Raw genomic sequence first — 24017 nt, 5'->3', positions numbered from 1 at the left:
TTAATCAATCAGTACGTCGACACCCTCGGGTATCGCGAATTCGAACAAAGATTCATCCACGGGCTGATTCTGCTGCGCGCTCTCGAAAGTGAACACCGTAGTTTGCCCCAAGCCGTCCAGCAGTTGAATTTGCGCCACCTGATCTGCGGCAAAAACCAGTGTCAGGGATTCAAACAGGGCGTCTTCTTCACGGGGCTCCAGCACAAATTGATTATTGACAGGTTCACTTACCTTATAAGCCTGCGCCACCTTAGCGGCCGACTCACTCAGCAAAAGCGCCGGTGTACGCTGTAAATCGTCGCTCACCTGGCGCACCGTCACCTGCATTAAATCCGGGTCGTACAACCAGATAGTTTCGCCGTTGGACACTAGCGTCTGCGGAAACGGGTCATGGGTTTGCCAGTAAAAACGTCCGGGCTTTTGCAGCACGAATTCGCCTTGGCTGCGCTCCAGCTCACTGCCGGATTCATCTTGCAAAACTTGGGTAAACTCACCTTTAAGACTCACTAACTTATGCAGCTTTTCAGTAAGCTCCACCGCCGCCTGTTGTTGCGCCAGAGCCCATGGTGTGCTGCACAATATAAGACCAGTTAAACAAGCAACTATTAATTTCATACTCAAACCTTTTCGTTCGGCGCCCATCTCTTTAAGATTTGGGCGCCAGCACCTCGCGATTACCATTGTGGCCCGCTTCAGATACGACACCGGCGGCCTCCATGGTTTCAATCAAACGCGCAGCGCGGTTGTAACCAATACGCAATTTACGCTGAACCGACGAAATGGACGCTTTACGCGAGTCGATCACAAACGCGACTGCTTCGTCGTAAAGAGCATCGCCTTCGTCATTACCGCCGTCTTCCCCGCCGGACAAACCGGGAACCGGAATATTGTTGGTACTATCGTCAATCACACCTTCCAAGTAATCGGGTTCACCGCGTTTTTTCCAATCGGCCACCACATTGTGCACTTCGTGATCGTCTACAAACGCGCCGTGCACACGCTCCGGCACGCTGGTGCCAGGAGGCAGATAGAGCATGTCACCATGACCCAGTAATTGCTCTGCCCCGCCCTGATCGAGAATAGTGCGCGAGTCGATCTTGGAGGACACCTGAAACGCCATCCGGGTGGGCACATTGGCTTTAATCAAGCCGGTAATCACATCCACCGATGGACGCTGGGTCGCCAAAATCAGGTGAATCCCAGCGGCCCGGGCTTTTTGAGCAATTCGGGCAATCAATTGTTCCACTTTTTTACCGACAATCATCATCATGTCGGCGAATTCGTCGATAACCACCACAATGGCGGGCAGGGTTTCCAGGTTTGGCGGAGTCGCCTCGGCGCTACCCGGCTCATAGTGCTCATCGGGTTTAAACAGTGGGTCCGGGATCGGTGTGCCGGCTTTTTCCGCCTCCTCTATTTTGCGATTAAAGCCCGCCAGGTTACGCACCCCCATGGCCGCCATCAGTTTATAGCGACGCTCCATTTCCCCTACACACCAGCGCAAACCGTTGGCGGCATCGTTCATATCGGTAATAACCGGCGTCAGCAAATGCGGAATACCCTCGTAGACCGACAATTCCAACATTTTCGGGTCCACCAGAATCAAGCGCACATCTTTAGGGGAGGATTTGTACAGCAGCGACAGCAGCATCACATTCACCCCCACCGATTTACCAGAACCCGTAGTACCGGCCACCAGCAAATGCGGCATACGCGCTAAGTCGGCAATAACCGGCTCACCGGCAATATTGTGCCCAAGGGCCATGGTCAAACGCGATTTGGCTTTTTCGTAGGGCTCTGACGACAAGACTTCGCTCAAGCGCACCATTTCGCGGTGCTCGTTGGGTATCTCAATCCCCATCACCGAACGCCCAGGTATTACCTCCACAACCCGCACACTGATCACGGCCAGGGAACGCGCCAGGTCTTTGGCGAGGTTGGTAATACGGCTGGCTTTAACCCCCGGGGCAGGTTGAATCTCAAACCGGGTAACCACTGGGCCAGGCTGCACGGACACGACTTCAATATCGATACCAAAATCCTTGAGTTTTAACTCCAACAGCTTTGACATGGCCTCCAGCGACTCTTTGGAAAAGGCTTTGTCACTGTGCTTATCGGCCGGGTCCAACAGACTGATGGGTGGCAAATCCCCGACCGGGGTATCGTCCTTACCAAACAGCGGCACTTGTTTTTCCTGCACCGCGCGTTTGCTGGGCGCAGGCTTTTTTACCGGCTCGCTGATCGTGGGCGGCACCCGCTTAGCCTCAGTTTTCTTGCGGGTTTCAATCACTTCGCGGCGCTCGCGCTGTTGCTTATCCGCGCTGCGCTTTTCGTTTCTAGCGCTGCGCCAGTGTGCCAATTTTTCTCCGGCCAAGCGCCAGCCCTGCAGCACTTTGCGCCCGATATCATCCATCAAGCCCAGCCATGAAAGGTCGGTAAATATCGTTAAACCAAAGAAAAACATCGCCAATAGCAGTAAAGTGCCCCCGGTATGGCTGAAGGCGCCAGCTACGGCTTCGGCCACCGACAACCCCAGATAGCCGCCGTCAGAAAACGGAAGTGTTGATTCACGCCCCCCCACATGCAGGACAGCAAGGCCAGTGCCCGCCACCATCACCAACACCAGACCGACAGTACGCAGCCCCAGCAGCACTGGGTCAAACTCCGGCGGATGCGCGCGATCGCGAATAATCAACCAGGCGCGGTAACCGAGCATCAAGGGGAATAAAAATGACAAGTATCCAAACAGAGAGAAAAACACATCGGCCAGCCAGGCGCCGGCCGGCCCCCCCGCATTTTGCACACGCAGGTTTTCCCCGGTGCGCGACCAACCGGGATCGCCCGCATCATAGGTCAGCAGCGTCAGCAGCAGTAATCCACAGGCGGCCACCAGACCAATGAGGGCCCCTTCACGTAAATAACGCATAATCATGGTAGATTCGCCTTGCTCTCTCGCTGCAGCTTTTGTACTTTTTTTGCTCAAACGTTCTAACCCCATTCACTATCTTTGATCGTCGCGGCGTGCGGGGCGCTATTGTAAAGCAAGCCCGCCCCGCTTCGCAGTGCAGCAGTCGGCAGCTATATCATCTTACAGGCTGATTAAAAATACCAATACCAGGTATTGAAGACTACAATTTTGCCCATACTAATTGATTCACTTATGATTGACGCCAATTTATTACCCCCGCAGATTTTTCTAAAAGGATTCTATTCAAATGAGCGAAGCTAAACACCACCGCCTGATTGTTCTGGGCTCTGGCCCCGCTGGCTACACGGCCGCTATTTACGCCGCCCGTGCCAACCTCAAGCCAGTGGTTATTACCGGCATGCAGCAGGGCGGCCAGCTGACCACCACCACAGAAGTTGAAAACTGGCCCGGCGGCGTTTCCGACCTGCAAGGCCCAGATTTAATGGTGCAAATGCAGCAGCACGCAGAGCGCTTTGATACCGAAATTATTTTTGACCATATCAACGAAGCAGATCTGTCAAAGCGCCCATTCACCCTCAAGGGTACCGAAACTTACACCTGCGACGCGCTGATTATTGCCACCGGGGCCTCGGCTCAGTATCTGGGCCTGCCTTCGGAAGAAGCATTTATGGGTAAAGGCGTTAGCGCTTGCGCTACCTGTGACGGCTTCTTCTATCGCGACCAAAAGGTAGCCGTAGTGGGCGGCGGTAATACCGCTGTGGAAGAGGCATTGTACCTGTCCAATATCGCCAGCGAAGTGACGCTGATTCACCGTCGCGATTCACTGCGTTCAGAAAAAATCCTGCAAGATAAGTTGTTTGCCAAAGAGAACATTAAAATTCTCTGGAATCACACTCTGGATGAAGTGCTGGGCGACGACAGCGGCGTAACCGGCCTGCGTCTGAACAACCTTGAGGCGGGCGACACCACTGAGATCGACGTATCGGGCGTGTTTATTGCCATCGGTCATAAACCCAATACCGACATCTTTGCCGGCCAGCTTGACATGAAAGACGGTTACATCAAAATCAACAGCGGTCTTGAAGGTAATGCCACTGCCACCAGTGTTGAAGGTGTTTATGCAGCGGGCGATGTATCTGACCACATCTACCGCCAGGCGATCACCTCCGCCGGCGCCGGCTGTATGGCCGCTCTGGATGCAGAGAAGTTTCTCGACGACTGATAGTCGCGAAACTTTTGCGTACAATAGCGGCGGGGGTTAACACCTTCGCCGTTTTTGTTTGTATGCGCACAATGCCTGCCAGAGACACCTTATGATTCAATTGCCGTGGCTCAACGACGACCCCGCCCTATTTCCGCCGCTGGACACAGCACTTGATGACCCTGACGGTCTGCTCGCCGCTGGCGGCGATCTTAAACCACAGCGCATTGTCAACGCTTATGCACAGGGCATATTTCCCTGGTATGAGCAAGACCAACCCATTCTCTGGTGGAGCCCAAACCCGCGCACAGTATTGCACCCGAGCGAGGTTCACTTATCGCGCTCGCTACGCAAGCAGCTGCGCAAAGCCCCTTTTGAATTGCGGTTCGATACCGCCTTTAGCACAGTAATGCAGGCCTGCGCGGCGCCGCGCCGAGGCGCGGGTGGTACCTGGATCACACCGCAAATGCACAAAGCTTATTGCGATTTACACGAGTTAGGCATCACCCACAGTGTCGAGATGTGGCAAGGCGACGACTTGGTGGGCGGGCTATACGGTTTGGCGCTGGGACGGGTGTTTTTTGGCGAGTCCATGTTTGCACGGCGGGACAATGCATCGAAAATCGCTTTTGCCAGTCTGTGTTATTACCTAAACGACTGGGGGTTTGAACTCATCGACTGCCAGGTTGCCAGTGACCACCTGTTTAGCCTCGGCGCCTACGAAATACCCCGCGAGGAATTTGCTCAACGGTTGAACAACTTGATTGGGCACAGCACTGCCTCACCCTGGCCATGTGAATTATATGGACTAGATTACCCTTTCTAAGCACAGGCAAATGCTCTAGAGTAAACTCGGGTTAAGGAGACAGACAGTATGAGCGACTTATCCAGCCTGAAACTCTTTGCTACTGCCCCTCATCCATGTAGCTATCTTAAAGGCGAAGAAGCGACCACGGTTTTTATCGATCCTGCGGCCGAAGTGGATCAGGATTTATATTCGCAGCTTTCTCAACTGGGATTCCGTCGCAGCGGAGGTCATTTATACCGCCCCCATTGCGCGGCTTGCCAAGCCTGTGTGTCCTGCCGCATCCCCGTGCGCCGTTTCAAACCCAATCGCAGCCAAAAGCGCTGCATCAAGAAAAACTCCGATCTGCAACTGCAGCTGGTAAACAGCATTCAGACGGATGAGCATTACCGGCTCTATGAGCACTACATCAACACCCGCCATGCCGATGGTGACATGTACCCGCCCACCCGGGAACAGTACGAGGCGTTTCTCAGCGCCGAATGGGGCACCACTCGATACATTGAGTATCGGTATCAGGGGTGCCTATTGGGGGTCGCCGTCTGCGATGAGCTAAAAGACGGCCTGTCGGCGGTTTACACATTTTTTGACAGCACCGAGGCCAAACGCAGCTTGGGCGCCTACGCTATTTTGGCGCAAATCAGTAAGGCCCAAGACATGGGCCTGGAATACGTATACCTGGGTTACTGGATTCGCAACTGCCAGAAAATGGCGTATAAAACCCAGTACCGGCCGCTACAACTGCTGATCAATAAGCACTGGGTTAATTTGAATTAAACTCAGATAGTGAAAATCGCCCTTCGGACTTGGCTATTGCGTGCTTTTCAGGCACAATTGCCGCCTTTTCGCGCAACTGCAAAGACAAATTGAGGATTCTGCCGAATGGCGAAAGACGATGTAATCGAATTTGAAGGCGAGGTTGTAGACACTCTGCCAAACACCACTTTCCGCGTAAAACTGGAAAACGGCCACGTAGTGACTGCACATATCTCGGGCAAAATGCGTAAAAACTACATCCGCATTCTGACCGGCGACAAAGTAAAGGTAGAGATGACCCCCTACGACCTGACCAAAGGCCGTATCACCTACCGCGCCCGTTAATACCTTATTTCAACAAAAGCCCCCTTTATGGGGCTTTTGTTTATCCCCCTTCCCTTTTTGACCCAAATCAAAACCGACCCAAACACTCGGTGATATGTTGCGCCTCCAAAGTCACCGATTGAGGCGATTGAGTGCAAAGCGATCAGGATTTAGTGTTTCAAAGTTATGGCCGCTGCTGTAACCGCGATACATTTTTTAGCGATTTTTACGACAACTTTATGGGAAAGTCCGACGAGGTCCGGCAGATGTTCGTCGATACCGACATGCCCGCCCAACGGCATTTACTGCGCAACGGGATTATGCAGCTGATTCTGTTTTCCCGCGGCCTTCCTGGTACCAAACTCAAAGCACTGGGCAAAAGTCACAATCGCGATGGATACAACATACGCCCGCACCTCTATAACACTTGGCTGGAAGCGCTGCTTGAGACTCTACGCAAACACGACCCGGTGTATAACGAGAGAATTGATACCGCCTGGCGGCGCGCTTTAGCGCCCGGCATTGACCTGATTAAAGGTGCTTATTGAATCAACTGGCACCCACAAAAAAGCCCCGCCTACGGGGGGCTTTTAAGTTTTACGCCGACAAAGGACCTAAACAGGATCATCAAGCTGGGGCGGGCTCTTTAACCTCAAACTCCAGTGCCAGCTGGCCGTCTTCGCCCACATCGACAGACACTGTGCCGCCGCCGGAAAGCTCACCAAACAGCACCGCTTCAGCCAAAGGCTTCTTAACCTTTTCCTGTATAAGACGAGCCATGGGGCGAGCACCCATTTTTTCATCATAGCCCTGCTCCGCAAGCCATTTACGCGCAGCGCTACTGACCTCCAGATTGACTTTTTTCTCATCCAGCTGCGCTTGCAACTCGGTAAGAAACTTGTCCACCACGGTTTCCACCACAGAAAGTGGTAGAGCACCAAACTGAACCGTGGCATCAAGACGGTTGCGAAACTCAGGCGTAAACATCTTCTTAATCGCCTCTATACCGTCAGTGGAGTGATCCTGCTTGGTGAAGCCTATAGAGGCGCGGCTCACATCTTCAGCACCGGCATTCGTTGTCATGATCAAAATGACATTGCGGAAGTCGGCCTTGCGACCGTTGTTGTCGGTCAAAGTACCGTGATCCATCACCTGTAACAGCAGGTTGAAAACATCGGGGTGCGCTTTTTCGATTTCGTCCAATAAAACCACACTGTGAGGGCTTTTGGTGACAGCATCGGTAAGAAGACCGCCCTGGTCGAAACCCACATAGCCCGGAGGCGCACCAATTAACCGCGAAACAGTATGCCGCTCCATATACTCAGACATGTCAAACCGGATCAGCTCGACTCCCAAGCATTTGGCCAATTGTCGGCTAACCTCGGTTTTACCCACACCTGTTGGACCGGCAAATAGAAATGAGCCGATAGGCTTATCGCCACTGCGTAGCCCGGCGCGTGCGAGCTTAATCGCGGTAGAGAGTGTATCAATGGCCTCATCCTGACCAAACACGGTCATTTTCAGATTGTCATCCAACTTGCGCAGCTGTTCCAGGTCATTGGATGAAACGCTCTTGGGCGGTATCCGGGCAATCTTCGCCACCACTGCTTCCACATCCGACACACTAACAGTCTTTTTGCGCTTGCTGGGCGGCTGCAACTGCTGATAAGCACCCGCCTCGTCAATCACATCAATGGCTTTGTCGGGTAGAAAGCGGTCATTAATGTAACGCTCGGATAGCTCGGCCGCCGCCTTTAATGCGGGCTCGGTATAGCGCAAGCCATGGTGCTCCTCAAAATGCTTTTTCAAGCCTTTGAGAATCTGATAGGTTTCATCGACGCTTGGCTCTACCACGTCCACCTTCTGAAAGCGGCGCGACAGGGCGCGGTCTTTCTCAAAAATGCCGCGATACTCCTGATAGGTAGTAGAGCCCATGCAGCGCAACTGGCCGGAGCTGAGTAGCGGCTTTAGCAAATTAGAGGCGTCCATCACGCCACCGGAGGCGGCACCCGCACCGATAATGGTGTGAATCTCGTCGATAAACAAAATAGAGTGCGGCTGCTTTTTTAGCTCTTGCAGTAAGCCTTTAAACCGCTTTTCAAAATCACCACGGTATTTGGTGCCAGCTAACAGCGCGCCCATATCAAGGGAGTAAACCACACTGGAGGCCAGCGCCTCGGGCACCTCGCCATCAACGATGCGCTTGGCCAAGCCCTCGGCAATCGCGGTTTTACCCACGCCGGATTCACCCACCAGCAACGGGTTATTTTTGCGCCGGCGCGACAGCACCTGAGACACCCGTTCCAGCTCAAAACTGCGGCCGATCAGCGGATCGATCTTGCCACTGGCAGCAAGCTCATTCAGGTTACTGGCAAAATTTTCCAGCGGGCTCTGCGAGGGTTGCTCCACCCCCAGGGTCTCGTCGTCGGCCTGTTCATGGGAGCCGTCTTCCGAGCCATGCTCGTGCCCGGCGACTTTTTGAATCCCGTGGGTGATGTAATTGACGATATCAATACGCGCTATGCTCTGTTGCTTCAGGTAATAAACCGCCTGGCTTTCCTGTTCACTGAATATAGCGACCAGAACGTTGGCGCCCGTTACTTCTTGCTTGCCCGAAGACTGCACATGAAAAACCGCGCGCTGAAGCACCCGCTGAAAACCTAAAGTTGGCTGAGTTTCGCGCTCATCGTCATTTTCGGGTAACAGTGGTGTGGTGGAATCCACAAACTCAATCAGCTCCCGTCGCAGAACCACCAGATCTGCACCACAGGCACGCAACACCATGGCGGCCGATTCGTTATCAATCAACGCCAATAGTAGGTGCTCGACGGTCATAAACTCATGCCGTTTGCTGCGAGCGCCTTTAAATGCCATGTTCAGGGTGACTTCAAGATCTTTACTTAACATCTAGGGTACCTCTCTAGGGAGCAAAACCCACTGTCAGCTCTCTGACAGTGTTACCACTTAATCGCTGTCTTCATCCCCGTCCACTACTTCAATTTCGCACAACAGTGGATGCTCATTGTCCTTCGCGAACTGGTTTACCTGGGCCGCCTTGGTTTCGGCGACGTCCCGGGTGTATATACCGCACACCGCTTTACCCTGGGTGTGTACGGTCAGCATGATATGTGTAGCCTTTTCACGATCCATGCCAAAAAACGCTTCAAGTATGTGAACCACAAACTCCATCGGCGTGTAATCGTCGTTATGCATAACAACTTTATACATAGAGGGACGCTTAAGTTGCGGCGGCGATTCCTGTACCGCAACGCCCTCGTCAAAGTCGTAGTCATCATCGTCTTTCTGACCACGAATTTGATTTAATGTTAGTCGATAGTTTTCAAACTTTCCCATATACATCACAAGAATCTGGCACTTACGGAAGGAGGTTAATTTCCTCTCATTGTAACCCATGCTTAAACGTCAGGGTTACGCTTACACTTGACAAGCCCATGCGGGTCGGCTAAAAAGACCCAACTGGTCAAAATTTCATCAGACCGACCTCGGGCTTGCCACAGCCCACTCCGCTTTGGCGGATAACTAATAATAACGAAGCGCGCAGTCCCCATTACGCGCCTGTAATTAGAAGGAATTACGCTATGCCTACAGGTACCGTCAAATGGTTTAACAATGCCAAAGGCTACGGATTCATCCTCCCCGACGAAGGCAACGAAGACCTTTTCGCCCACTATTCAGCTATTGATATGGACGGTTATAAAACGCTCAAAGCTGGTCAGGCAGTCACTTTCGAAGTCTCTCGCGGCGATAAAGGCTTCCACGCCGTGAACATTAGCCTACCCGAGCGACCACACTAATGCAGTAGCAAACCACGATACAAGTCAGCCCGACGACCCTCAACAAATGCCGGGCACTAGGCTAAACTGTCGGGCCATTGTCGCTTGGGCTCTCCTTAATCTATGGCCAAACTTGTGCTTTTCAACAAGCCCTACGGGGTATTGTGTCAATTTACCGACTCTCAGGGCCGCCCCACCCTGGCTGATCACATCAAACAGCCGGGCATCTATGCCGCTGGGCGACTGGACAGAGACTCTGAAGGCCTACTGCTTCTGACCGCTGACGGCGCCCTCGCACAGAGGGTGACCAACCCACGCAATAAACTGCCTAAAACCTATTGGGTTCAGGTAGAAGGTACGCCATGCAAGCAGGCTTTGGATCAATTGCGCACAGGCGTTGAGTTAAACGACGGCCCAACCCGCCCCGCCAAAGTTTCGAGTATGCAGCCGCCGCAACTCTGGACCCGGGACAACCCGGTACGCGAACGGAAAAACATCCCAACCGCCTGGCTCAGCATCACCATCAGCGAAGGACGCAACCGCCAGGTACGACGCATGACCGCCGCCGTGGGTTTACCCACATTGCGACTGGTGCGCAGCGCAATCGGACAATGGCAGCTAAACCAGCTTCAGCCTGGTGAATTTGTCGAAACCCAAGTCCACCTACCCCAACCGCCGAAGGCAAAATCACGCCCACGTCACAAACGCCGCCCATTATGAACTTTACTCCCCATGTTACCGTCGCCTGCATTATCGAGCGCAAAGGCCGCTTTTTGCTGGTGCGCGAACTGATTGATGGAAAAGAGAGAATCAACCAGCCAGCGGGGCATTTAGAAGCCGGCGAAACGCTGCAACAGGCCGCTATCCGGGAAACTTTGGAAGAAACCGGCTGGCATATTGAACTGACGGGTGTTGCTGGTATCGATTTATACACCGCCCCCGCCAACGGCGTTACATACGTCAGAACCACATTTATTGGCACTGCCTTACAACAAGAGCCCAATGCCGAACTGGATGCCGGAATTATCGCTCCGGTATGGCTCTCTCGCGATGAGCTGGCCAAACGCAAGGCGGAGCTTCGCAGCCCCATGGTGCTGAATATTGTCGATCAGTATTTGGCCGGGCGTCGCTACCCACTGGAGGTCGTGGGCCAGCACGGGTAAAATGCCCGCCCGGTAACCACCCAGCACAGCAGTATTATGACTCAAACACCGCAAACCGTTATCGTCGGCATGTCCGGCGGCGTCGATTCGTCCGTTTCCGCACTCTTGCTGATGCAGCAGGGCTACCGTGTGGAAGGCCTGTTTATGAAAAATTGGGAGGAAGACGACGGCACTGAATACTGCACCGCCAAAGAAGATTTGGCCGACGCGCAAAAAGTTTGCGATAAATTGGGCATTAAACTGCACACGGCCAACTTTGCCGCCGAGTACTGGGATAATGTCTTCGAACACTTTCTGGCTGAATACCAAGCCGGTCGCACGCCTAACCCGGATATTCTCTGTAACCGCGAAATCAAGTTTAAGGTGTTTTTAGAGTATGCCGAGATGCTGGGTGCAGATTTAATCGCCACCGGTCATTATGTGCGCCGTCAGGACCGCGGCGGCCACACCTACCTGCTACGCGGCCTGGATAACAACAAAGATCAAAGCTATTTTCTGCACGCCGTGTCCGAGGCGGAATTCAGCAAAACACTGTTCCCGGTGGGTGAGTTGGAAAAGCCAGAGGTGCGCGCCATAGCCCAGCAGCACGATCTGATCACCCACAATAAAAAAGACAGCACTGGCATCTGCTTTATCGGTGAGCGCCGCTTTAAAGATTTCCTGCAGCAATATTTGCCCGCCCAGCCCGGCAATATTGAAGACCAGGAGGGGCGCGTCATTGGCCAGCACAGCGGCTTGATGTATCACACCATCGGTCAGCGCCAGGGACTAGGTATTGGCGGTGTTAAAGATGCCAGTGACGAGCCCTGGTTTGTGGTGGGTAAAGATCTGGAGCGCAATGTTCTGCTCGCCGCCCAGGGCACCGAGAACCCGTTGCTGTACACCAACTACTTGCAGGCAACCGATGCGCACTGGATTAATGGCGCGCCGCCAGCGACGTCTTTAAATGTCACCGCCAAAACCCGCTACCGCCAACCCGATCAAGCCTGCCGGGTTGAAATTGAGGGCGATAAACTCAAGGTTTGGTTTGATACACCGCAACGCGCCGTAACTCCGGGACAATCCGTGGTTTTCTACCAGGGAGATGTCTGTATGGGTGGCGCCGTTATCGAATTCAGCGACAACCGCTAAGACGCAGGACGATTCAATTTGACACGCAAGAAAAACTGGCGCGACATCACGCTCGCCGCAGCGGGTATTATGCAGGCGACAACGCTGGTAGATCAGCTCGCTCGCACCGGATTTACCCCCACAGATGCCTACCGCTGCAGCATCAACAGCTTGTTCCAACTCAACCCGGCCGACACCCTAAGTGTTTATGGCGGCTCGGTGGACGACCTGCGCCTGGGGCTGGAAGCGCTGCGCGACTTACTTATCTCCAGCCGCCAGCTGCAAAACCATACCGTGCGCTACAGCGCCGGCATCTTGCATTTACAAGGCCGCTTGAGCAAACGTCGCGATATGCTCGGAGTGATTGCCAGTCGCCTCGAGCAAGCTGCGCAGCAGGCAGAGCATTTTGACGTTACTCACGAGAATGTGATCGCCAATATCGCCGACATTTATAGCGCCACGCTGAGCCAGTTTCGCTTTCGCATCCAGGTGGCCGGCGACCCTAACTTTCTACAGCAGCAGCGGGTAGCTAACCAAGTTCGGGCCCTGCTATTAGCCGCGATACGCTCGGCCACTCTCTGGCGCCAGGTGGGCGGGTCGCGATTGCAAATCATAATGCAGCGGAAAAGATTACTCGCGGAAACAGAGAGCCTACTGCGGCAAGTTCGCCTCTGATAATCCACCTGAAACCAGGTCCGTTTTGGGGTATCATAGCGCCCCATTAATTTTCACCTTGCAACCCATAAACCCTGCGAGACCGCCCATGGAATTATCTCCCCTGAGCGCTGTATCCCCCGTTGACGGCCGATACGGCAGTAAAACCTCTGCACTGCGCACTATTTTTAGCGAATTCGGCCTGATTCACTGCCGGGTAGAAGTGGAAGTGCGCTGGCTGCAACAGCTAAGCCGCCTAGAAGGCGTCAGCGAAGTTGCCACCTTTAGCGAGGCCACCCACAAGCAGTTGGATGCCATTGTCAGCGAGTTTAGTGAGGCCGACGCCCAGGCGGTTAAAGACATCGAACGCACCACCAACCACGATGTTAAAGCGGTTGAGTACTTTTTAAAGAAAAAGTTTGCCGGCAACAGCGAGCTGGAGGCGGTGCTGGAATTTGTGCACTTTGCCTGCACCAGCGAAGACATTAACAATCTGTCACACGGGCTGATGCTCAAACGCGGTCGCGATGTACTGCTGCAAGAAGCGCGCGCCATCAGCGATGGTATAGCCAAACTGGCCCACGATTATGCCGCCGACCCCATGCTGTCGCGCACCCACGGGCAAACTGCCAGCCCCACCACTGTCGGTAAAGAGCTGGCTAACGTAGTCGCCCGCCTGCGCCGTCAACTGGCACAAATTGAAGCGGTTGAGCTACTGGGCAAAATTAACGGCGCTGTAGGTAATTACAACGCGCATTTATCGGCGTATCCCGACGTAGACTGGCAGGCCAATGCAGAGGCTTTCGTCACCAGCTTAGGTTTGAGCTGGAACCCCTACACCACGCAAATTGAGCCACACGATTATATCGCCGAGCTGTTCGATGCCATCGCTCGCTTTAACACCATAGTCATCGACTTTGATCGAGATATCTGGGGCTATATTTCGCTGGGCTATTTCAAGCAAAAAACCATCGCTGGTGAAGTGGGCTCATCCACCATGCCACACAAGGTAAACCCAATCGATTTTGAAAACTCTGAGGGCAACCTCGGTATCGGCAACGCCGTATTTTCACACTTGGCGCAAAAGCTTCCCATCTCCCGCTGGCAGCGCGATTTAACCGACTCTACCGTGTTACGCAATATGGGTGTGGGTTTTGGTTACAGCTTAATCGCCTACGCCTCCACCTTAAAAGGTATTGGCAAGCTGGAAATTAATCGCGCCCGCCTCGCCGAAGATTTGGATAACGCCTGGGAAGTACTGGCCGAGCCAATTCAAACCATTATGCGCCGCTACGCAGTTGCTGAGCCCTATGAAAAACTTAAAGCACTGACCCGCGGACAGGCTATTACCCGCGAAGTGTTGGCTGAGTTTGTCGAGACTTTAGACATTCCAGAGCATGCCAAGCAAACCATTCGCGAATTGACGCCCGCGAACTATATTGGCAACGCCGAAGCTCAAGCTCGCGACATTTAATTCGAGGGGAGCCAAGCTCCCCTTTCTTTTGCCTATGAATAGCTCTCCTCTCACTCAGCTGGGCCCTGTTAGCGTCAAAGACTTTTTACGCGACTATTGGCAGCGCCAGGCCGTTTTTTTACCCGACGCTATTACAGATTTTGCTTCACCACTTACCCCAGAGGAACTTGCGGGCCTCGCCCTCGAAGAAGACGTAGAGTCGCGTTTAATCACGCATTCGGCCGACGCCCCCTGGCAGCTGGAAAACGGCCCTTTCGATGAAGAGCGCTTTCTCAATTTGCCGGAATCTGAATGGACACTGCTGGTGCAGGCTGTTGACCAGCTGGTTCCAGAGGTACAACGCCTACTGCAGCAATTTCGCTTTCTTCCCAGCTGGCGCTTGGATGACGTAATGGTCAGCTATGCTCCCACAGGCGGAAGTGTCGGGCCTCATTTTGACTACTATGATGTATTTTTACTGCAGGGCGCCGGAACCCGCGAGTGGCAAATTGGACAGCACTGCGACAACGCTAGCGAAACCTTAGAGGGAACCCCGCTCAAGATACTGAAAGAATTTAAACCTGTGCACACGTTTATCGCCAAGCCTGGAGATATCGTATATATCCCACCTGGGGTAGCACACTGGGGCACCGCCCTGGATAACGAGTGCATCACTTACTCAATCGGTTTTCGAGCTCCCAGCATTGCCGACATTCTCTGTGAATTCAGTCAAGAGGTAGCAAGCGAGCTGTCAAACGACCAGCGCTATCGCGACAACCTGCACGATAACTTCAACCACCCAGGGGAAATTTCCGCCACAACGGTGCAGCAGCTGCGCAGTATTCTCCACGCTCAACTGACCGACCAACGCCTTGCGCGCTGGTTTGGCCGCTATATGAGTGAAGCAAAGTACCCCGAGCAAGAATGCCCAGCTACGCAAATAAGCGAGCAGGATTTTTCCGCATTTTTGCAACAAAACATACATCTCAAGCAGGCACCAGAGGCCAGATTCAGCTACCTCAAAGATGACGAAAATTGCTATCTGTTTGTTAACGGAGAAGAATTCAGCTGCCCGCTCACACTTGCCGAAATACTGTGTAACCAGACTGACTTTGAGCTACAAGCATTGGATGCGGCGGGCGATCAGCAAAAGCGTGGCTTACTAATTGAATTACTAAACCATGGCTGGCTCGAAGCCTATGAAGCCTGAGTGCCGCGAGTTACGCTGGTGCCGCCATCACCCGAGTTTGGCGAAATTGCGTTGCGAGGTATTTATTCGCGAGCAGCAGGTGCCGCTTGCGGATGAATGGGATGGCCTAGACCCTAGCGCCTGGCATTTTGGGGTGTTTATTGACAATCAGCTGGTAGGCTGTGCCCGGGTTGTGCGCGATACCTGGCAGCAGCGCGAGGCACTCCACCTGGGGCGAGTGGCTGTAGCTAAGCAGTGCCGCAACCGCCGCTTGGGTACAGCACTGATAGACTATATTTTACGCTGGGCGGAGCCGTCCCTACCGTTGTTTTTATACGCACAAATTAACGCCATAGAGTTTTATCAACAATTCGGCTTTAGTGTCTGTAGCGAGGTCTTTATGGACGCGGGCATCCCCCATCAGGCCATGCTGTACCAGTATCGCTAACCCTGGCCACAGGAGCTTGCATGCACTCATCAGACGATCTTAACCAACAACACCTGCAAAGGTTAGAATCACTGCAGGAGTTTATCGATCACACTCACAAGATTATCGGCCTCGGACGCCGCAAGCTGTCAATTCTGAGCCACCAGCTTGACCCCTATATCTATCACCGCGAGGACACTTCGCGCCTTGTGTCTCGCTTTTGTCGCCAATCGCGCGATGCGCAAGTGCGTATTCTGGTTCGCGATACCAGCGATCTGGTCGACCGGGGTCACTTGCTGGCCAAACTGCATCAGCGCCTGCCAAGCAAAGTACAGCTACGTAAACTGACCATCGAGCCTACCAATGTGCAAATGGGATTTTTAATTGTCGACACTCAGTACCTGCTGTACAAAAACGACGACCTTCAGCACTCGGGCTTTGCCAATTATCGCGCGTTTGCCGAAATTAAAAACCTCATGGAAGACTTCGACCGGGCTTGGGAACATGGAGAACCGGACCCGAACTTGCGTATCTTGAATATTTAGATCCCAAACTTGCACACCTCGCACTAATAGCGCGCAGCCACAGCGATTGAATGTAAAAATTGAGCTATTTTCCCTGTTTAAACCACTTTTTTCTTGCTGAGTACTTTTATATCCTTTATATATAGGCTTATTCGCCACCGGCGCCACCTTGCAAGCAAGTTAGCCGGCTTGATACCAAGCGAATAGGTACTAAAGCCTGTTTACACCATTCACACCATTAAAAGGAAAGAATTATGGCTGCCAGAAAAGCTACCGCAAAGAAAGCGCCTGCCAAAAAAGCTGCCGCCAAGAAAGCGGCTCCTAAAGCCGCACCGGCTAAAAAAATTACTGCAGTGCGCGAGCGCTACAACAAAACGCAAATCTTGAACCAGATTGCTGAAAATACCGAGCTGAGTAAGAAGCAGGTTCAAGCGGTGCTGGACGAGCTGTCTGATGTGATCGAAGGCCACATTAAAAAACGCGCCTGCGGCGAGTTTGTACTGCCCGGCCTGCTGAAAATCCAAACCGTGAAAAAGCCAGCCACCAAGGCTCGCAAAGGTATCAACCCCTTCACCGGTGAAGAAACCGTCTTTAAAGCCAAACCAGCGACCACTACTGTAAAACTTCGGCCGCTGAAGAAACTGAAAGAAATGGCGCTGTAACACACGCCCCAATAAAAACCCCGCAAATGCGGGGTTTTTTCTATCGGCTCTGACTTTAACAATCGATTTTAGGTGCGGGCGCCGTGACCGAGCGTATATCTGCCCCTTCGCTGAGCACCGAAAACCCCTCCCCCGCTAACGCATTGGCCAGTTTTTCGATGCGCGAGCGCAAAATCTCAGGTTCATACTCTTTGGGTGTTAATTTGCCCCACACAGGTCCCGGCCAGGCGGGGTCATCTTTATAGCGGGCAATATGATGCAAATGCAATTGCGCTACCTGGTTGCCCAGTGTGGCAATATTCATCTTATCGGCGTCAAACACACTGTCCATGACCTCGGCGAGGCGGCTCGACTCGCGAATCAGCTGTTGCTGATCCTCGTCAGATAAATGGTAGAGCTCGTAGGTATTCTCCCGCTCCGGCACCAGTATGCACCAGGGGTAGTTGGCATCTCGCGACAGCAATAGCAGCGACAGGCTAAAGCGCCCTACCACAAAGGTGTCATCGCGCAGTTTCTGATCCAGTGAAAACATAACAGGCTCCCGTAAACGGTCGTTGAGATCTGTACCCGGGCGTTGAAGCTGCGTAGAATACCGGTGGCCGGTCTAACGCCCGCTCCGGGTAGTATTAGACTCCAGAATACACCACCTATTGATTATAGTAAGCAAGAATCCGACTATGCGCTCCAGCCGTTTTTTAATTGCCACCCTAAAAGAAACGCCCGCCGATGCCGAAGTAATCAGCCACCAGCTGATGCTACGTGCGGGCATGATCCGCAAATTGGCCTCGGGCCTGTACACCTGGCTCCCGCTGGGCCTGCGCGTTTTGCGCAAGGTCGAGCGCATTGTGCGCGAGGAAATGGACAAATCCGGCGCGCAGGAAGTTCTGATGCCCGTGGTGCAGCCGGCCGAACTATGGCAAGACTCCGGCCGCTGGGAGCAGTATGGCCCCGAGCTGCTGCGCATTCACGATCGCCACGAGCGCGACTTTTGCCTGGGCCCCACCCATGAAGAGGTGATTACCGACCTGGCGCGCAATGAACTGTCCAGTTACAAACAACTGCCCGCTAACTTTTATCAAATTCAAACCAAATTCCGCGATGAGATTCGCCCCCGTTTTGGCGTTATGCGCTCACGCGAATTTATTATGAAAGACGCCTACTCTTTCCACAGCTCTCACGAGTGTTTGCAGCAAACCTACGAGGTGATGCATCAAACTTATTGCAACATCTTCGATCGTATCGGCCTCGCCTACCGTCCGGTGCTGGCGGATACCGGTTCTATTGGCGGCGCCTTTTCACACGAGTTTCACGTTCTGGCCGAAAGCGGCGAAGACGCTATCGCCTTTAGCGATGGCTCTGACTACGCCGCCAACATCGAAAAAGCCGAAGCCTTGCCCCCCGCCACTGAACGCCCGGCACCCGGCGCCGAAATGCAAGAGGTGGCCACGCCCGGTAAACACAGCATTGAAGAGGTCGCCAAGTTTTTAAGCTTGAACGCTGCCCAGACGCTAAAAACCCTAGTCGTTCTGGGTGAGACAGACGAAGAAAAAGCGCAGGCACCGCTGGTTGCACTGGTGGTGCGTGGTGACCATGAGCTCAACGATATTAAGGCGGAAAAGCTCGCTGGCGTCGCTTCGCCGCTGACCTTTGCGCCCGAAGAGCGGATTCGCGCCGAGCTTGGCGTGGGCCCTGGCTCCATTGGTCCGGTTAACCTTTCCATTCGCACCATTGCCGATCACAGCGCGCTCGCACTGGCGGATTTTGCCTGTGGCGCCAACAAAGATGGCTACCACCTCACAGGCGTCAACTGGGTGCGTGATCTGCCCCTTGCCGAAGCGGCGGATATTCGCAATATCGTCGCCGGCGACCCCAGCCCCTGCGGTAAGGGCAACCTCGAAATCAAACGCGGCATTGAAGTGGGTCATATTTTCCAGCTGGGCAATAAATACTCCGAAGCCATGGTCGCCAAGGTGCTGGACGAAAACGGCAAAGAGCAGACTATGATCATGGGTTGCTACGGTATCGGCGTGACCCGCGTAGTCGCCTCTGCTATTGAGCAAAACTACGACGAAAACGGTATTATCTGGCCCGACAGCATTGCGCCTTTCCAGGTAGCCATTGTGCCCATTAACATGCATAAATCTGAGCGCGTGGCTGAACTGTGTGAAAGCCTGTATCAGCAATTAAGCGAAGCCGGTGTGGATGTACTGTTTATGGACGAGAAAAACGCCCGCTTGGGCGTGCTATTGGCGAATACAGACCTCATGGGTATTCCCCACCGAATCGTCATCGGCGAGCGCGGCCTGGAGGCTGGCACGGTGGAATACAAAGGTCGTCGCGACAGCGAGAAACAAGATGTCAGCGTGGATGAGCTGCAAGCGCTACTGCGTGAAAAGCTCGGCCTTTAAACCGGCATTGTTCCTTATCTGGGCGCTGCTTGGCAGCGCCCTACCCCTTCCTGCCTGGAGTCAGGCCAATCAGATCGTCGCGCCAGTCGAAGCCATAGACTCAGAGCTGCGCAAACTGCTGAAGAACCATATCGAGCAGGCCGACAGTTTTACCGACCGTTTTGACGCCCAGGCCTGGCTGATGCTGATGGACGGGCGCCTGGAAAAGTACGTTAAAAATCCAGACCAACGGCTTAGCCTATTGCGCGCGGTACATCGCGAGGCCACAGCGGCCGGGGTAAAACCCGAACTGGTGCTGGCAGTGATTGAAATCGAAAGCCATTTTGATCGCTTTGCCATTTCCCCCGTGGGCGCCCAGGGGATTATGCAAGTTATGCCCTTTTGGAAAAATGAAATCGGCCGCCCCGATGATAACTTAATCGACCTAAACACCAATCTGCGCTACGGCTGTATTATTCTCAAACACTACCTTGAGGTGGCCGACGGCCATTTGGCCGAAGCCTTAGCGCGCTACAATGGTAGCTACGGCAGCTATCGCTACTCGGCAAAAGTAATGGACGCTTGGGACAACTGGCGCTGATGCTTATGGTTAGCCAAAACCGGGACAAAAAAATAACACCTAAACCACTGACTCTGCTGTTGCTCAGCCTAGCGCTTAGCGCCAACCAGGGTGCTGCCACAGAATCGTCAGTACTAATGAACTACCGTTTTGACGAACCGGATTGGCCGCAGCAATGGAACACGCCTTGGCAATCTCGTGTTGATACCACCGAAGTCATTAAAACTCCCGAAGCACCTGGAGACAGCTACTCGCTACTGATACGTTACCCAGAGGGAGCAGTCGGCCCGCAACAAGGCGGTGTACAACTTCCTATAGTGTTTGCCGGCACCGACTCGTTGGCGAGCTCCTACGAAAGCTTAACCCTTAAATATTGCCTTAAATTCAAAGCGGGTTTTGATTTTGGCAAAGGCGGTAAGTTACCCGGCCTTATGGGCGCGAGCGACTCCTGGGCTCGCTCGGGTGGCAATCAGCCAGATGGCAGCAACGGTTGGACGCTGCGGTTTATGTGGCGCACAAACGGCCGTGCAGTGGTCTATGCCTACCTACCACCGTCACCTAACGGGCAATATGGCGGTCAACAGTGGGGACAGGATATCGAACTGGGAAAATCATTTGTGCCGGGGCGCTGGCACTGCCTACAGCAACGGGTAAAAGTTAACAATGTGGGTGAAGAAAACGGCGAGCTGCAGGTCTGGTTCGACAATGAGGAAGTTCTCAGCCTCAATAACATCAGCTACCGCCTACAAGATACACCGGCAGGCCGGGTGGGCGGCGTTTATCTCTCCACCTTCCACGGTGGCAATACGCCCGACTGGGCGCCGCAGCGCGATTCTTTTTTGTTACTGAATAATCTTCGCGTTTTAACTTCGCCCTGAGCATAAAAAACCGCCCGAAGGCGGTTTTTTAATTTCACTGCAAGGTAATGTTACTCGCCCTGACAGGTTACCATCGCGCTAGTAGCCTTGTGTTTTTCTACTCGCACATTAGCAAACGTCAGATCCATCTCGCCACTGGTAACAAAGCTGAAAGGACGCAACACCTGGGTGATGTACTCTTCCTGCGGCTGGCTCAGGCCAAAATTAGCTCCGGCATCGGGAAAACAGCTCAGATCAATAGTCACTGTTTGCCAGCCTGTACCCGCCAAATGCTCCTTAAAGCCTTGCGTCACCTCCATATCGGCAGCGCAGTATGAGCCGCAACCAAAGCGCAGGTAAGTCGTGTCTGTGGGCGCTTTATCCAACTTGATATCAAAGATTAGGGCGGCATTGTCTTCAATATAACCACTCCAATCCTGACGTTCTTCGACAAACAGAGCCACTAGGCCTTCGCCCTTACCATTCCACACGACGCGGCGGGCGTCTTCCTGTTCGTTGCGATCCACGGCCGTTACCGAGACGGTAGAGGTGGATACCGATTTGCTGTTCATTACTTCACGGTCGTTTTGCGCACCGACAATTTCAATGCCCCACGGATCAATAGGACGACGGTTAAACAGCGTCAGCACATCGGAAGTTTCCGCTTCTTTGAGCCCTTCTTCCGATAAATTGTCGCCCAAGGTATCTGTGTCGCTATAGGTTAAGCCAAAGCCGTAGGGGAACAGCGGATCATACTCTGCATCACCGACATTCAAGGGCACCTGGCTAGGGGTTTTAGGCCACGAGAAAGACAGCTTGCCACCCATTTCATAGTTAATGTTACCGGCGTTATCGCGGAAAATAACATCGGCTACCCCGTTGCCCTCGGTACCCGGCTGCCACACCACGACAAAGGCATCGGAAGCGTTTAGCTCACGGTTCATCCACAGCGGGCGGCCGGTAATAAACAGCGATACTACCGGAATGTTCTGCTCGCGCAGTGATTGCAACAACTGCAAATCTTTGGTCGAGCCCCGCTTATAGGCCAGGTTGGAAATATCGCCCTGCATCTCGGCGTATGGGTCTTCTCCATACACAACCAGTGCGACATCCGGCTTGGATTTATAAGAGCCATCTTCGCTCAGCTGCACACTGCCGCCACCGGCTTCAACCGCTTGCTTGATACCGTCGTAAATAGATGTGGCACCTGGGAAATCGTCGTTGGTATTACCAGTGCCCTGCCAGGTCACAGACCAACCGCCCGCTTGCTTGCCAATATCATCGGCGCCATCTCCGGCCACCAGCACGTTCAGGTTACGGGATAAAGGCAGCAGGTTATCTGAATTTTTCAGCATAACCAGAGACTCGCGAACCGCTTGGCGCGCAATCGCGCGGTGCTCGGCGGCGCCCAGCAACTCTGCTTTACCAGCCAGCGGACGGGCCGAAGGTTTGGGCGCTTCAAACAAGCCGGCGCGCAGTTTTACCCGCAAAATACGGCTAACCGCATCGTCGATACGGCTCATAGGAATATCGCCGTCTTTTACGTTTTGAATGGTATTGGCGTACAGTTCTTTCCAGTCCGGGTCCGGCGCCATAAAAATGTCCAACCCGGCGTTAACCGAAGCCGGGCAATTGGTAGCCGAGCAACCTTTTACAAAGCTGTGACCGCTCCAATCGCCCACCACCAGGCCATCGAAACCCATACGATCTTTTAAGACATCTGTCAGCAGATACTTATGACCGTGCATGCGAATGCCGTCCCAGCGGGTGAAAGAAGCCATAACCACTTGAACACCGGCTTCAATCGAGGTGAAGTAACCAGCGCCGTGAATATCACGCAAGTGCTTTTCATCACCGGTGGTGTCACCGCGATCAATGCCATCTTTGGTGCCGCCATCGCCGATAAAGTGCTTTGCCGTGGCGACAATACGGCCTTTACCTAAAAACTCGTCGCTGTCAGGCTCGCCCTGTAGTCCGCGAACCATTTCGCCGGCATAGGCACCGACAATGTCCGGCCCTTCAGACCAGGATTCGTAAGTACGTCCCCAGCGTTCATTACGCGCTACCGCGACCGTGGGCGAGAAATCCCAATCAATACCGGTAACCGATAACTCGCGCGCCGTAGCCCAGCCAATTTGCTCTAACAGCTCTGGATTATCAGCCGCACCCAACGCAATATTGTGAGGAAACAAAGTAGCACCCACGACATTACCCACACCGTGTACGGCATCGGTACCCCACATAATGGGAATCCCCAAACGACCGCCGGTTTTATCTATCGAGGCTTCGTAATAGGCATCCGCCAAGTCCAACCAATCCTCCACGGAGGCATATTTGTCCGCATTCGGATAGGAGCCGCCACCGTTCAAAACCGAACCGATGTGATACTTGCGTACGTCTTCAGCGGTTAAATGACGAATTTCCGGCTGAATCATCTGTCCCACTTTCTCTTCCAGCGTCATCTGGGACAAAATTTCTTCGATGCGGGACTCAATTGCCGGATCTTTGCGCACTTCGCTCTGGATTTGCGGCCAGATACTGGCATCGCGCTGGCTCTTGGCCTGGGGCTCATCAGAAGATTGCGATTCGGTAGACTGGCAAGCAGATAAGGCTGCCAGAACAGCGCCTGTAACAGCGAGGCGCGCAAGAGACTTTATTGCCATAACGGCTCCTATAATTGTTGTCACTATAACGGGTATAGCAGGTACGGTTTAAACACAGTCGCGGCGTAAGTTAACAGGTGTAAAAGCGCCAAGCGCCCCACCTCTTGCGTAAAACAAAAGTGGACACACTTCGCCGCGTTTATTCGGCCGGTAAGACTCTGCTTACAAGCACATTGGTGTGGCTCTAACCGGTCAATTATAGCAATAGCCAAACGGGCTGCTTGGCAGCTTTGCGTAACTTAATGGCACTTAACCATGTTAACGATAAACCTAGGCGACAAAATCTTTTACCATTACACGCCCCATCAAAGGGTGAGTGTCTGGTAAAAAGTAGGCGGGTCTGTAATCCGAGTGGAGAGAGTTATTCCGATAAATCAGCGGGCGATTATACGCCGCTACTAGACTGGGATTTGTTCAACTAAGGCGGAGTCGTCTTATGTAAGTGGCCTTGGGCGCCGAGGCAAAAAACGAGCAGCGACGCCGCCCCTTTTCACGCCCCACCTTTATTGCCTGTCAATTGAATTTTCCGCAGCGTGCAA

At 53.4% G+C, this 24017-nt stretch carries 24 protein-coding genes; 18 read left to right on the top strand and 6 right to left on the bottom strand.

Features of this window, described 5'->3' with window-relative positions; translation table 11 throughout:
• Positions 1-615: an outer membrane lipoprotein chaperone LolA gene (gene lolA / locus NHM04_RS00595; protein WP_254265119.1), complete on the bottom strand. Its 615-nt coding sequence runs from the start codon at positions 613-615 to the stop codon at positions 1-3.
• Positions 616-646: 31 nt separating this feature from the next.
• A complete protein-coding gene (locus NHM04_RS00590) occupies positions 647-2998 on the bottom strand; it encodes a DNA translocase FtsK 4TM domain-containing protein (protein WP_305881954.1) in 2352 nt (783 codons plus the stop codon).
• Between the two features lie 217 nt (positions 2999-3215).
• Between NHM04_RS00590 and trxB the strand changes: the two genes are divergently transcribed.
• The 5 genes from trxB to NHM04_RS00565 all read left to right on the top strand — a co-directional run bounded on the left by trxB (position 3216) and on the right by NHM04_RS00565 (position 6563).
• Positions 3216-4151, top strand: a complete 936-nt coding sequence (trxB, locus tag NHM04_RS00585) for a thioredoxin-disulfide reductase (protein WP_254265118.1) — start codon at positions 3216-3218, stop codon at positions 4149-4151.
• 91 nt (positions 4152-4242) lie between these two features.
• On the top strand, positions 4243-4956 hold the full coding sequence (aat, locus tag NHM04_RS00580) for a leucyl/phenylalanyl-tRNA--protein transferase (RefSeq protein ID WP_254265117.1): 714 nt from the start codon (positions 4243-4245) through the stop codon (positions 4954-4956).
• A gap of 48 nt (positions 4957-5004) precedes the next feature.
• Positions 5005-5712 carry an arginyltransferase gene (locus NHM04_RS00575; protein ID WP_254265116.1) on the top strand — a complete coding sequence of 236 codons (708 nt, stop codon included), beginning with the start codon at positions 5005-5007 and terminating at the stop codon, positions 5710-5712.
• A 105-nt stretch (positions 5713-5817) separates the two neighbouring features.
• Positions 5818-6036 carry a translation initiation factor IF-1 gene (infA, locus tag NHM04_RS00570; protein ID WP_020209243.1) on the top strand — a complete coding sequence of 73 codons (219 nt, stop codon included), beginning with the start codon at positions 5818-5820 and terminating at the stop codon, positions 6034-6036.
• A 131-nt stretch (positions 6037-6167) separates the two neighbouring features.
• Positions 6168-6563, top strand: a complete 396-nt coding sequence (locus NHM04_RS00565) for a globin (RefSeq protein ID WP_254265115.1) — start codon at positions 6168-6170, stop codon at positions 6561-6563.
• A gap of 79 nt (positions 6564-6642) precedes the next feature.
• Here the strand turns inward: NHM04_RS00565 and clpA are convergent, their stop codons facing one another.
• Positions 6643-8922 (bottom strand): ATP-dependent Clp protease ATP-binding subunit ClpA, encoded by a 2280-nt coding sequence (clpA, locus tag NHM04_RS00560; RefSeq protein WP_254265114.1) that lies wholly within the window; start codon positions 8920-8922, stop codon positions 6643-6645.
• Between the two features lie 57 nt (positions 8923-8979).
• A complete protein-coding gene (gene clpS / locus NHM04_RS00555; RefSeq protein WP_254265113.1) occupies positions 8980-9369 on the bottom strand; it encodes an ATP-dependent Clp protease adapter ClpS in 390 nt (129 codons plus the stop codon).
• Between the two features lie 245 nt (positions 9370-9614).
• Between clpS and cspD the strand changes: the two genes are divergently transcribed.
• The 10 genes from cspD to NHM04_RS00505 all read left to right on the top strand — a co-directional run bounded on the left by cspD (position 9615) and on the right by NHM04_RS00505 (position 16991).
• On the top strand, positions 9615-9830 hold the full coding sequence (gene cspD, locus NHM04_RS00550; protein WP_254265112.1) for a cold shock domain-containing protein CspD: 216 nt from the start codon (positions 9615-9617) through the stop codon (positions 9828-9830).
• A 102-nt stretch (positions 9831-9932) separates the two neighbouring features.
• Positions 9933-10529 (top strand): pseudouridine synthase, encoded by a 597-nt coding sequence (locus NHM04_RS00545; protein WP_254265111.1) that lies wholly within the window; start codon positions 9933-9935, stop codon positions 10527-10529.
• On the top strand, positions 10526-10972 hold the full coding sequence (locus NHM04_RS00540) for an NUDIX hydrolase (protein WP_254265110.1): 447 nt from the start codon (positions 10526-10528) through the stop codon (positions 10970-10972). Before NHM04_RS00545 ends, NHM04_RS00540 begins: the two co-directional genes overlap by 4 nt.
• Before the next feature lie 36 nt (positions 10973-11008).
• Positions 11009-12103, top strand: coding sequence for a tRNA 2-thiouridine(34) synthase MnmA (gene mnmA, locus NHM04_RS00535; protein ID WP_254265109.1), 1095 nt, complete (start codon positions 11009-11011; stop codon positions 12101-12103).
• 18 nt (positions 12104-12121) lie between these two features.
• On the top strand, positions 12122-12757 hold the full coding sequence (gene hflD / locus NHM04_RS00530) for a high frequency lysogenization protein HflD (RefSeq protein WP_254265108.1): 636 nt from the start codon (positions 12122-12124) through the stop codon (positions 12755-12757).
• An 88-nt stretch (positions 12758-12845) separates the two neighbouring features.
• Positions 12846-14210, top strand: coding sequence for an adenylosuccinate lyase (gene purB, locus NHM04_RS00525; protein ID WP_254265107.1), 1365 nt, complete (start codon positions 12846-12848; stop codon positions 14208-14210).
• Positions 14211-14244: 34 nt separating this feature from the next.
• Positions 14245-15399 carry a cupin domain-containing protein gene (locus NHM04_RS00520; RefSeq protein WP_254265106.1) on the top strand — a complete coding sequence of 385 codons (1155 nt, stop codon included), beginning with the start codon at positions 14245-14247 and terminating at the stop codon, positions 15397-15399.
• Positions 15389-15826: a GNAT family N-acetyltransferase gene (locus NHM04_RS00515; protein ID WP_254265105.1), complete on the top strand. Its 438-nt coding sequence runs from the start codon at positions 15389-15391 to the stop codon at positions 15824-15826. The genes NHM04_RS00520 and NHM04_RS00515 overlap by 11 nt, the downstream gene beginning before the upstream one ends.
• A gap of 20 nt (positions 15827-15846) precedes the next feature.
• Positions 15847-16350: a hypothetical protein gene (locus NHM04_RS00510; RefSeq protein ID WP_254265104.1), complete on the top strand. Its 504-nt coding sequence runs from the start codon at positions 15847-15849 to the stop codon at positions 16348-16350.
• A 233-nt stretch (positions 16351-16583) separates the two neighbouring features.
• A complete protein-coding gene (locus NHM04_RS00505) occupies positions 16584-16991 on the top strand; it encodes an HU family DNA-binding protein (protein WP_254265103.1) in 408 nt (135 codons plus the stop codon).
• Positions 16992-17046: 55 nt separating this feature from the next.
• On the opposite strand, the gene NHM04_RS00500 is transcribed toward NHM04_RS00505, so the two are convergent.
• A complete protein-coding gene (locus NHM04_RS00500) occupies positions 17047-17523 on the bottom strand; it encodes an HIT domain-containing protein (protein ID WP_254265102.1) in 477 nt (158 codons plus the stop codon).
• 145 nt (positions 17524-17668) lie between these two features.
• Between NHM04_RS00500 and NHM04_RS00495 the strand changes: the two genes are divergently transcribed.
• From NHM04_RS00495 to NHM04_RS00485, 3 genes are read left to right on the top strand one after another with little or no spacing between them, the layout of a single operon-like run.
• Positions 17669-19399, top strand: coding sequence for a proline--tRNA ligase (locus tag NHM04_RS00495; protein WP_254265101.1), 1731 nt, complete (start codon positions 17669-17671; stop codon positions 19397-19399).
• A complete protein-coding gene (locus tag NHM04_RS00490) occupies positions 19380-19979 on the top strand; it encodes a lytic transglycosylase domain-containing protein (RefSeq protein ID WP_371872562.1) in 600 nt (199 codons plus the stop codon). The genes NHM04_RS00495 and NHM04_RS00490 overlap by 20 nt, the downstream gene beginning before the upstream one ends.
• Positions 19980-19984: 5 nt before the next feature.
• The gene (locus tag NHM04_RS00485; RefSeq protein WP_254265100.1) at positions 19985-20836 is read left to right on the top strand and encodes a polysaccharide lyase; all 852 of its coding nucleotides are present in this window, start codon (positions 19985-19987) and stop codon (positions 20834-20836) included.
• Between the two features lie 50 nt (positions 20837-20886).
• Here the strand turns inward: NHM04_RS00485 and NHM04_RS00480 are convergent, their stop codons facing one another.
• Positions 20887-23478 (bottom strand): exo 1,3/1,4-beta-D-glucan glucohydrolase, encoded by a 2592-nt coding sequence (locus NHM04_RS00480; RefSeq protein WP_254265099.1) that lies wholly within the window; start codon positions 23476-23478, stop codon positions 20887-20889.
• Positions 23479-24017: the final 539 nt, after the last annotated feature.

The sequence above is a fragment of the Gilvimarinus sp. DA14 genome, assembly GCF_024204685.1.
GTDB lineage: Bacteria > Pseudomonadota > Gammaproteobacteria > Pseudomonadales > Cellvibrionaceae > Gilvimarinus.
Note: the sequence above shows the minus strand (reverse complement) of the source record. Positions and strands in the feature narration are given on the sequence as shown.

What these genes read in the sequence shown, in the direction of transcription:
- NHM04_RS00495 (WP_254265101.1), top strand. Translation starts at nt 17,669, where the DNA reads ATGCGCTCCAGCCGTTTTTTAATTGCCACCCTAAAAGAAACGCCCGCC.
- NHM04_RS00500 (WP_254265102.1), bottom strand. Translation starts at nt 17,523, where the DNA reads ATGTTTTCACTGGATCAGAAACTGCGCGATGACACCTTTGTGGTAGGG.
- mnmA (WP_254265109.1), top strand. Translation starts at nt 11,009, where the DNA reads ATGACTCAAACACCGCAAACCGTTATCGTCGGCATGTCCGGCGGCGTC.
- NHM04_RS00540 (WP_254265110.1), top strand. Translation starts at nt 10,526, where the DNA reads ATGAACTTTACTCCCCATGTTACCGTCGCCTGCATTATCGAGCGCAAA.
- aat (WP_254265117.1), top strand. Translation starts at nt 4,243, where the DNA reads ATGATTCAATTGCCGTGGCTCAACGACGACCCCGCCCTATTTCCGCCG.
- NHM04_RS00515 (WP_254265105.1), top strand. Translation starts at nt 15,389, where the DNA reads ATGAAGCCTGAGTGCCGCGAGTTACGCTGGTGCCGCCATCACCCGAGT.
- clpS (WP_254265113.1), bottom strand. Translation starts at nt 9,369, where the DNA reads ATGGGAAAGTTTGAAAACTATCGACTAACATTAAATCAAATTCGTGGT.
- NHM04_RS00485 (WP_254265100.1), top strand. Translation starts at nt 19,985, where the DNA reads ATGGTTAGCCAAAACCGGGACAAAAAAATAACACCTAAACCACTGACT.
- clpA (WP_254265114.1), bottom strand. Translation starts at nt 8,922, where the DNA reads ATGTTAAGTAAAGATCTTGAAGTCACCCTGAACATGGCATTTAAAGGC.
- NHM04_RS00510 (WP_254265104.1), top strand. Translation starts at nt 15,847, where the DNA reads ATGCACTCATCAGACGATCTTAACCAACAACACCTGCAAAGGTTAGAA.
- infA (WP_020209243.1), top strand. Translation starts at nt 5,818, where the DNA reads ATGGCGAAAGACGATGTAATCGAATTTGAAGGCGAGGTTGTAGACACT.
- lolA (WP_254265119.1), bottom strand. Translation starts at nt 615, where the DNA reads ATGAAATTAATAGTTGCTTGTTTAACTGGTCTTATATTGTGCAGCACA.
- trxB (WP_254265118.1), top strand. Translation starts at nt 3,216, where the DNA reads ATGAGCGAAGCTAAACACCACCGCCTGATTGTTCTGGGCTCTGGCCCC.
- NHM04_RS00480 (WP_254265099.1), bottom strand. Translation starts at nt 23,478, where the DNA reads ATGGCAATAAAGTCTCTTGCGCGCCTCGCTGTTACAGGCGCTGTTCTG.
- cspD (WP_254265112.1), top strand. Translation starts at nt 9,615, where the DNA reads ATGCCTACAGGTACCGTCAAATGGTTTAACAATGCCAAAGGCTACGGA.
- NHM04_RS00590 (WP_305881954.1), bottom strand. Translation starts at nt 2,998, where the DNA reads ATGGGGTTAGAACGTTTGAGCAAAAAAAGTACAAAAGCTGCAGCGAGA.
- NHM04_RS00520 (WP_254265106.1), top strand. Translation starts at nt 14,245, where the DNA reads ATGAATAGCTCTCCTCTCACTCAGCTGGGCCCTGTTAGCGTCAAAGAC.
- NHM04_RS00575 (WP_254265116.1), top strand. Translation starts at nt 5,005, where the DNA reads ATGAGCGACTTATCCAGCCTGAAACTCTTTGCTACTGCCCCTCATCCA.
- NHM04_RS00505 (WP_254265103.1), top strand. Translation starts at nt 16,584, where the DNA reads ATGGCTGCCAGAAAAGCTACCGCAAAGAAAGCGCCTGCCAAAAAAGCT.
- purB (WP_254265107.1), top strand. Translation starts at nt 12,846, where the DNA reads ATGGAATTATCTCCCCTGAGCGCTGTATCCCCCGTTGACGGCCGATAC.
- NHM04_RS00545 (WP_254265111.1), top strand. Translation starts at nt 9,933, where the DNA reads ATGGCCAAACTTGTGCTTTTCAACAAGCCCTACGGGGTATTGTGTCAA.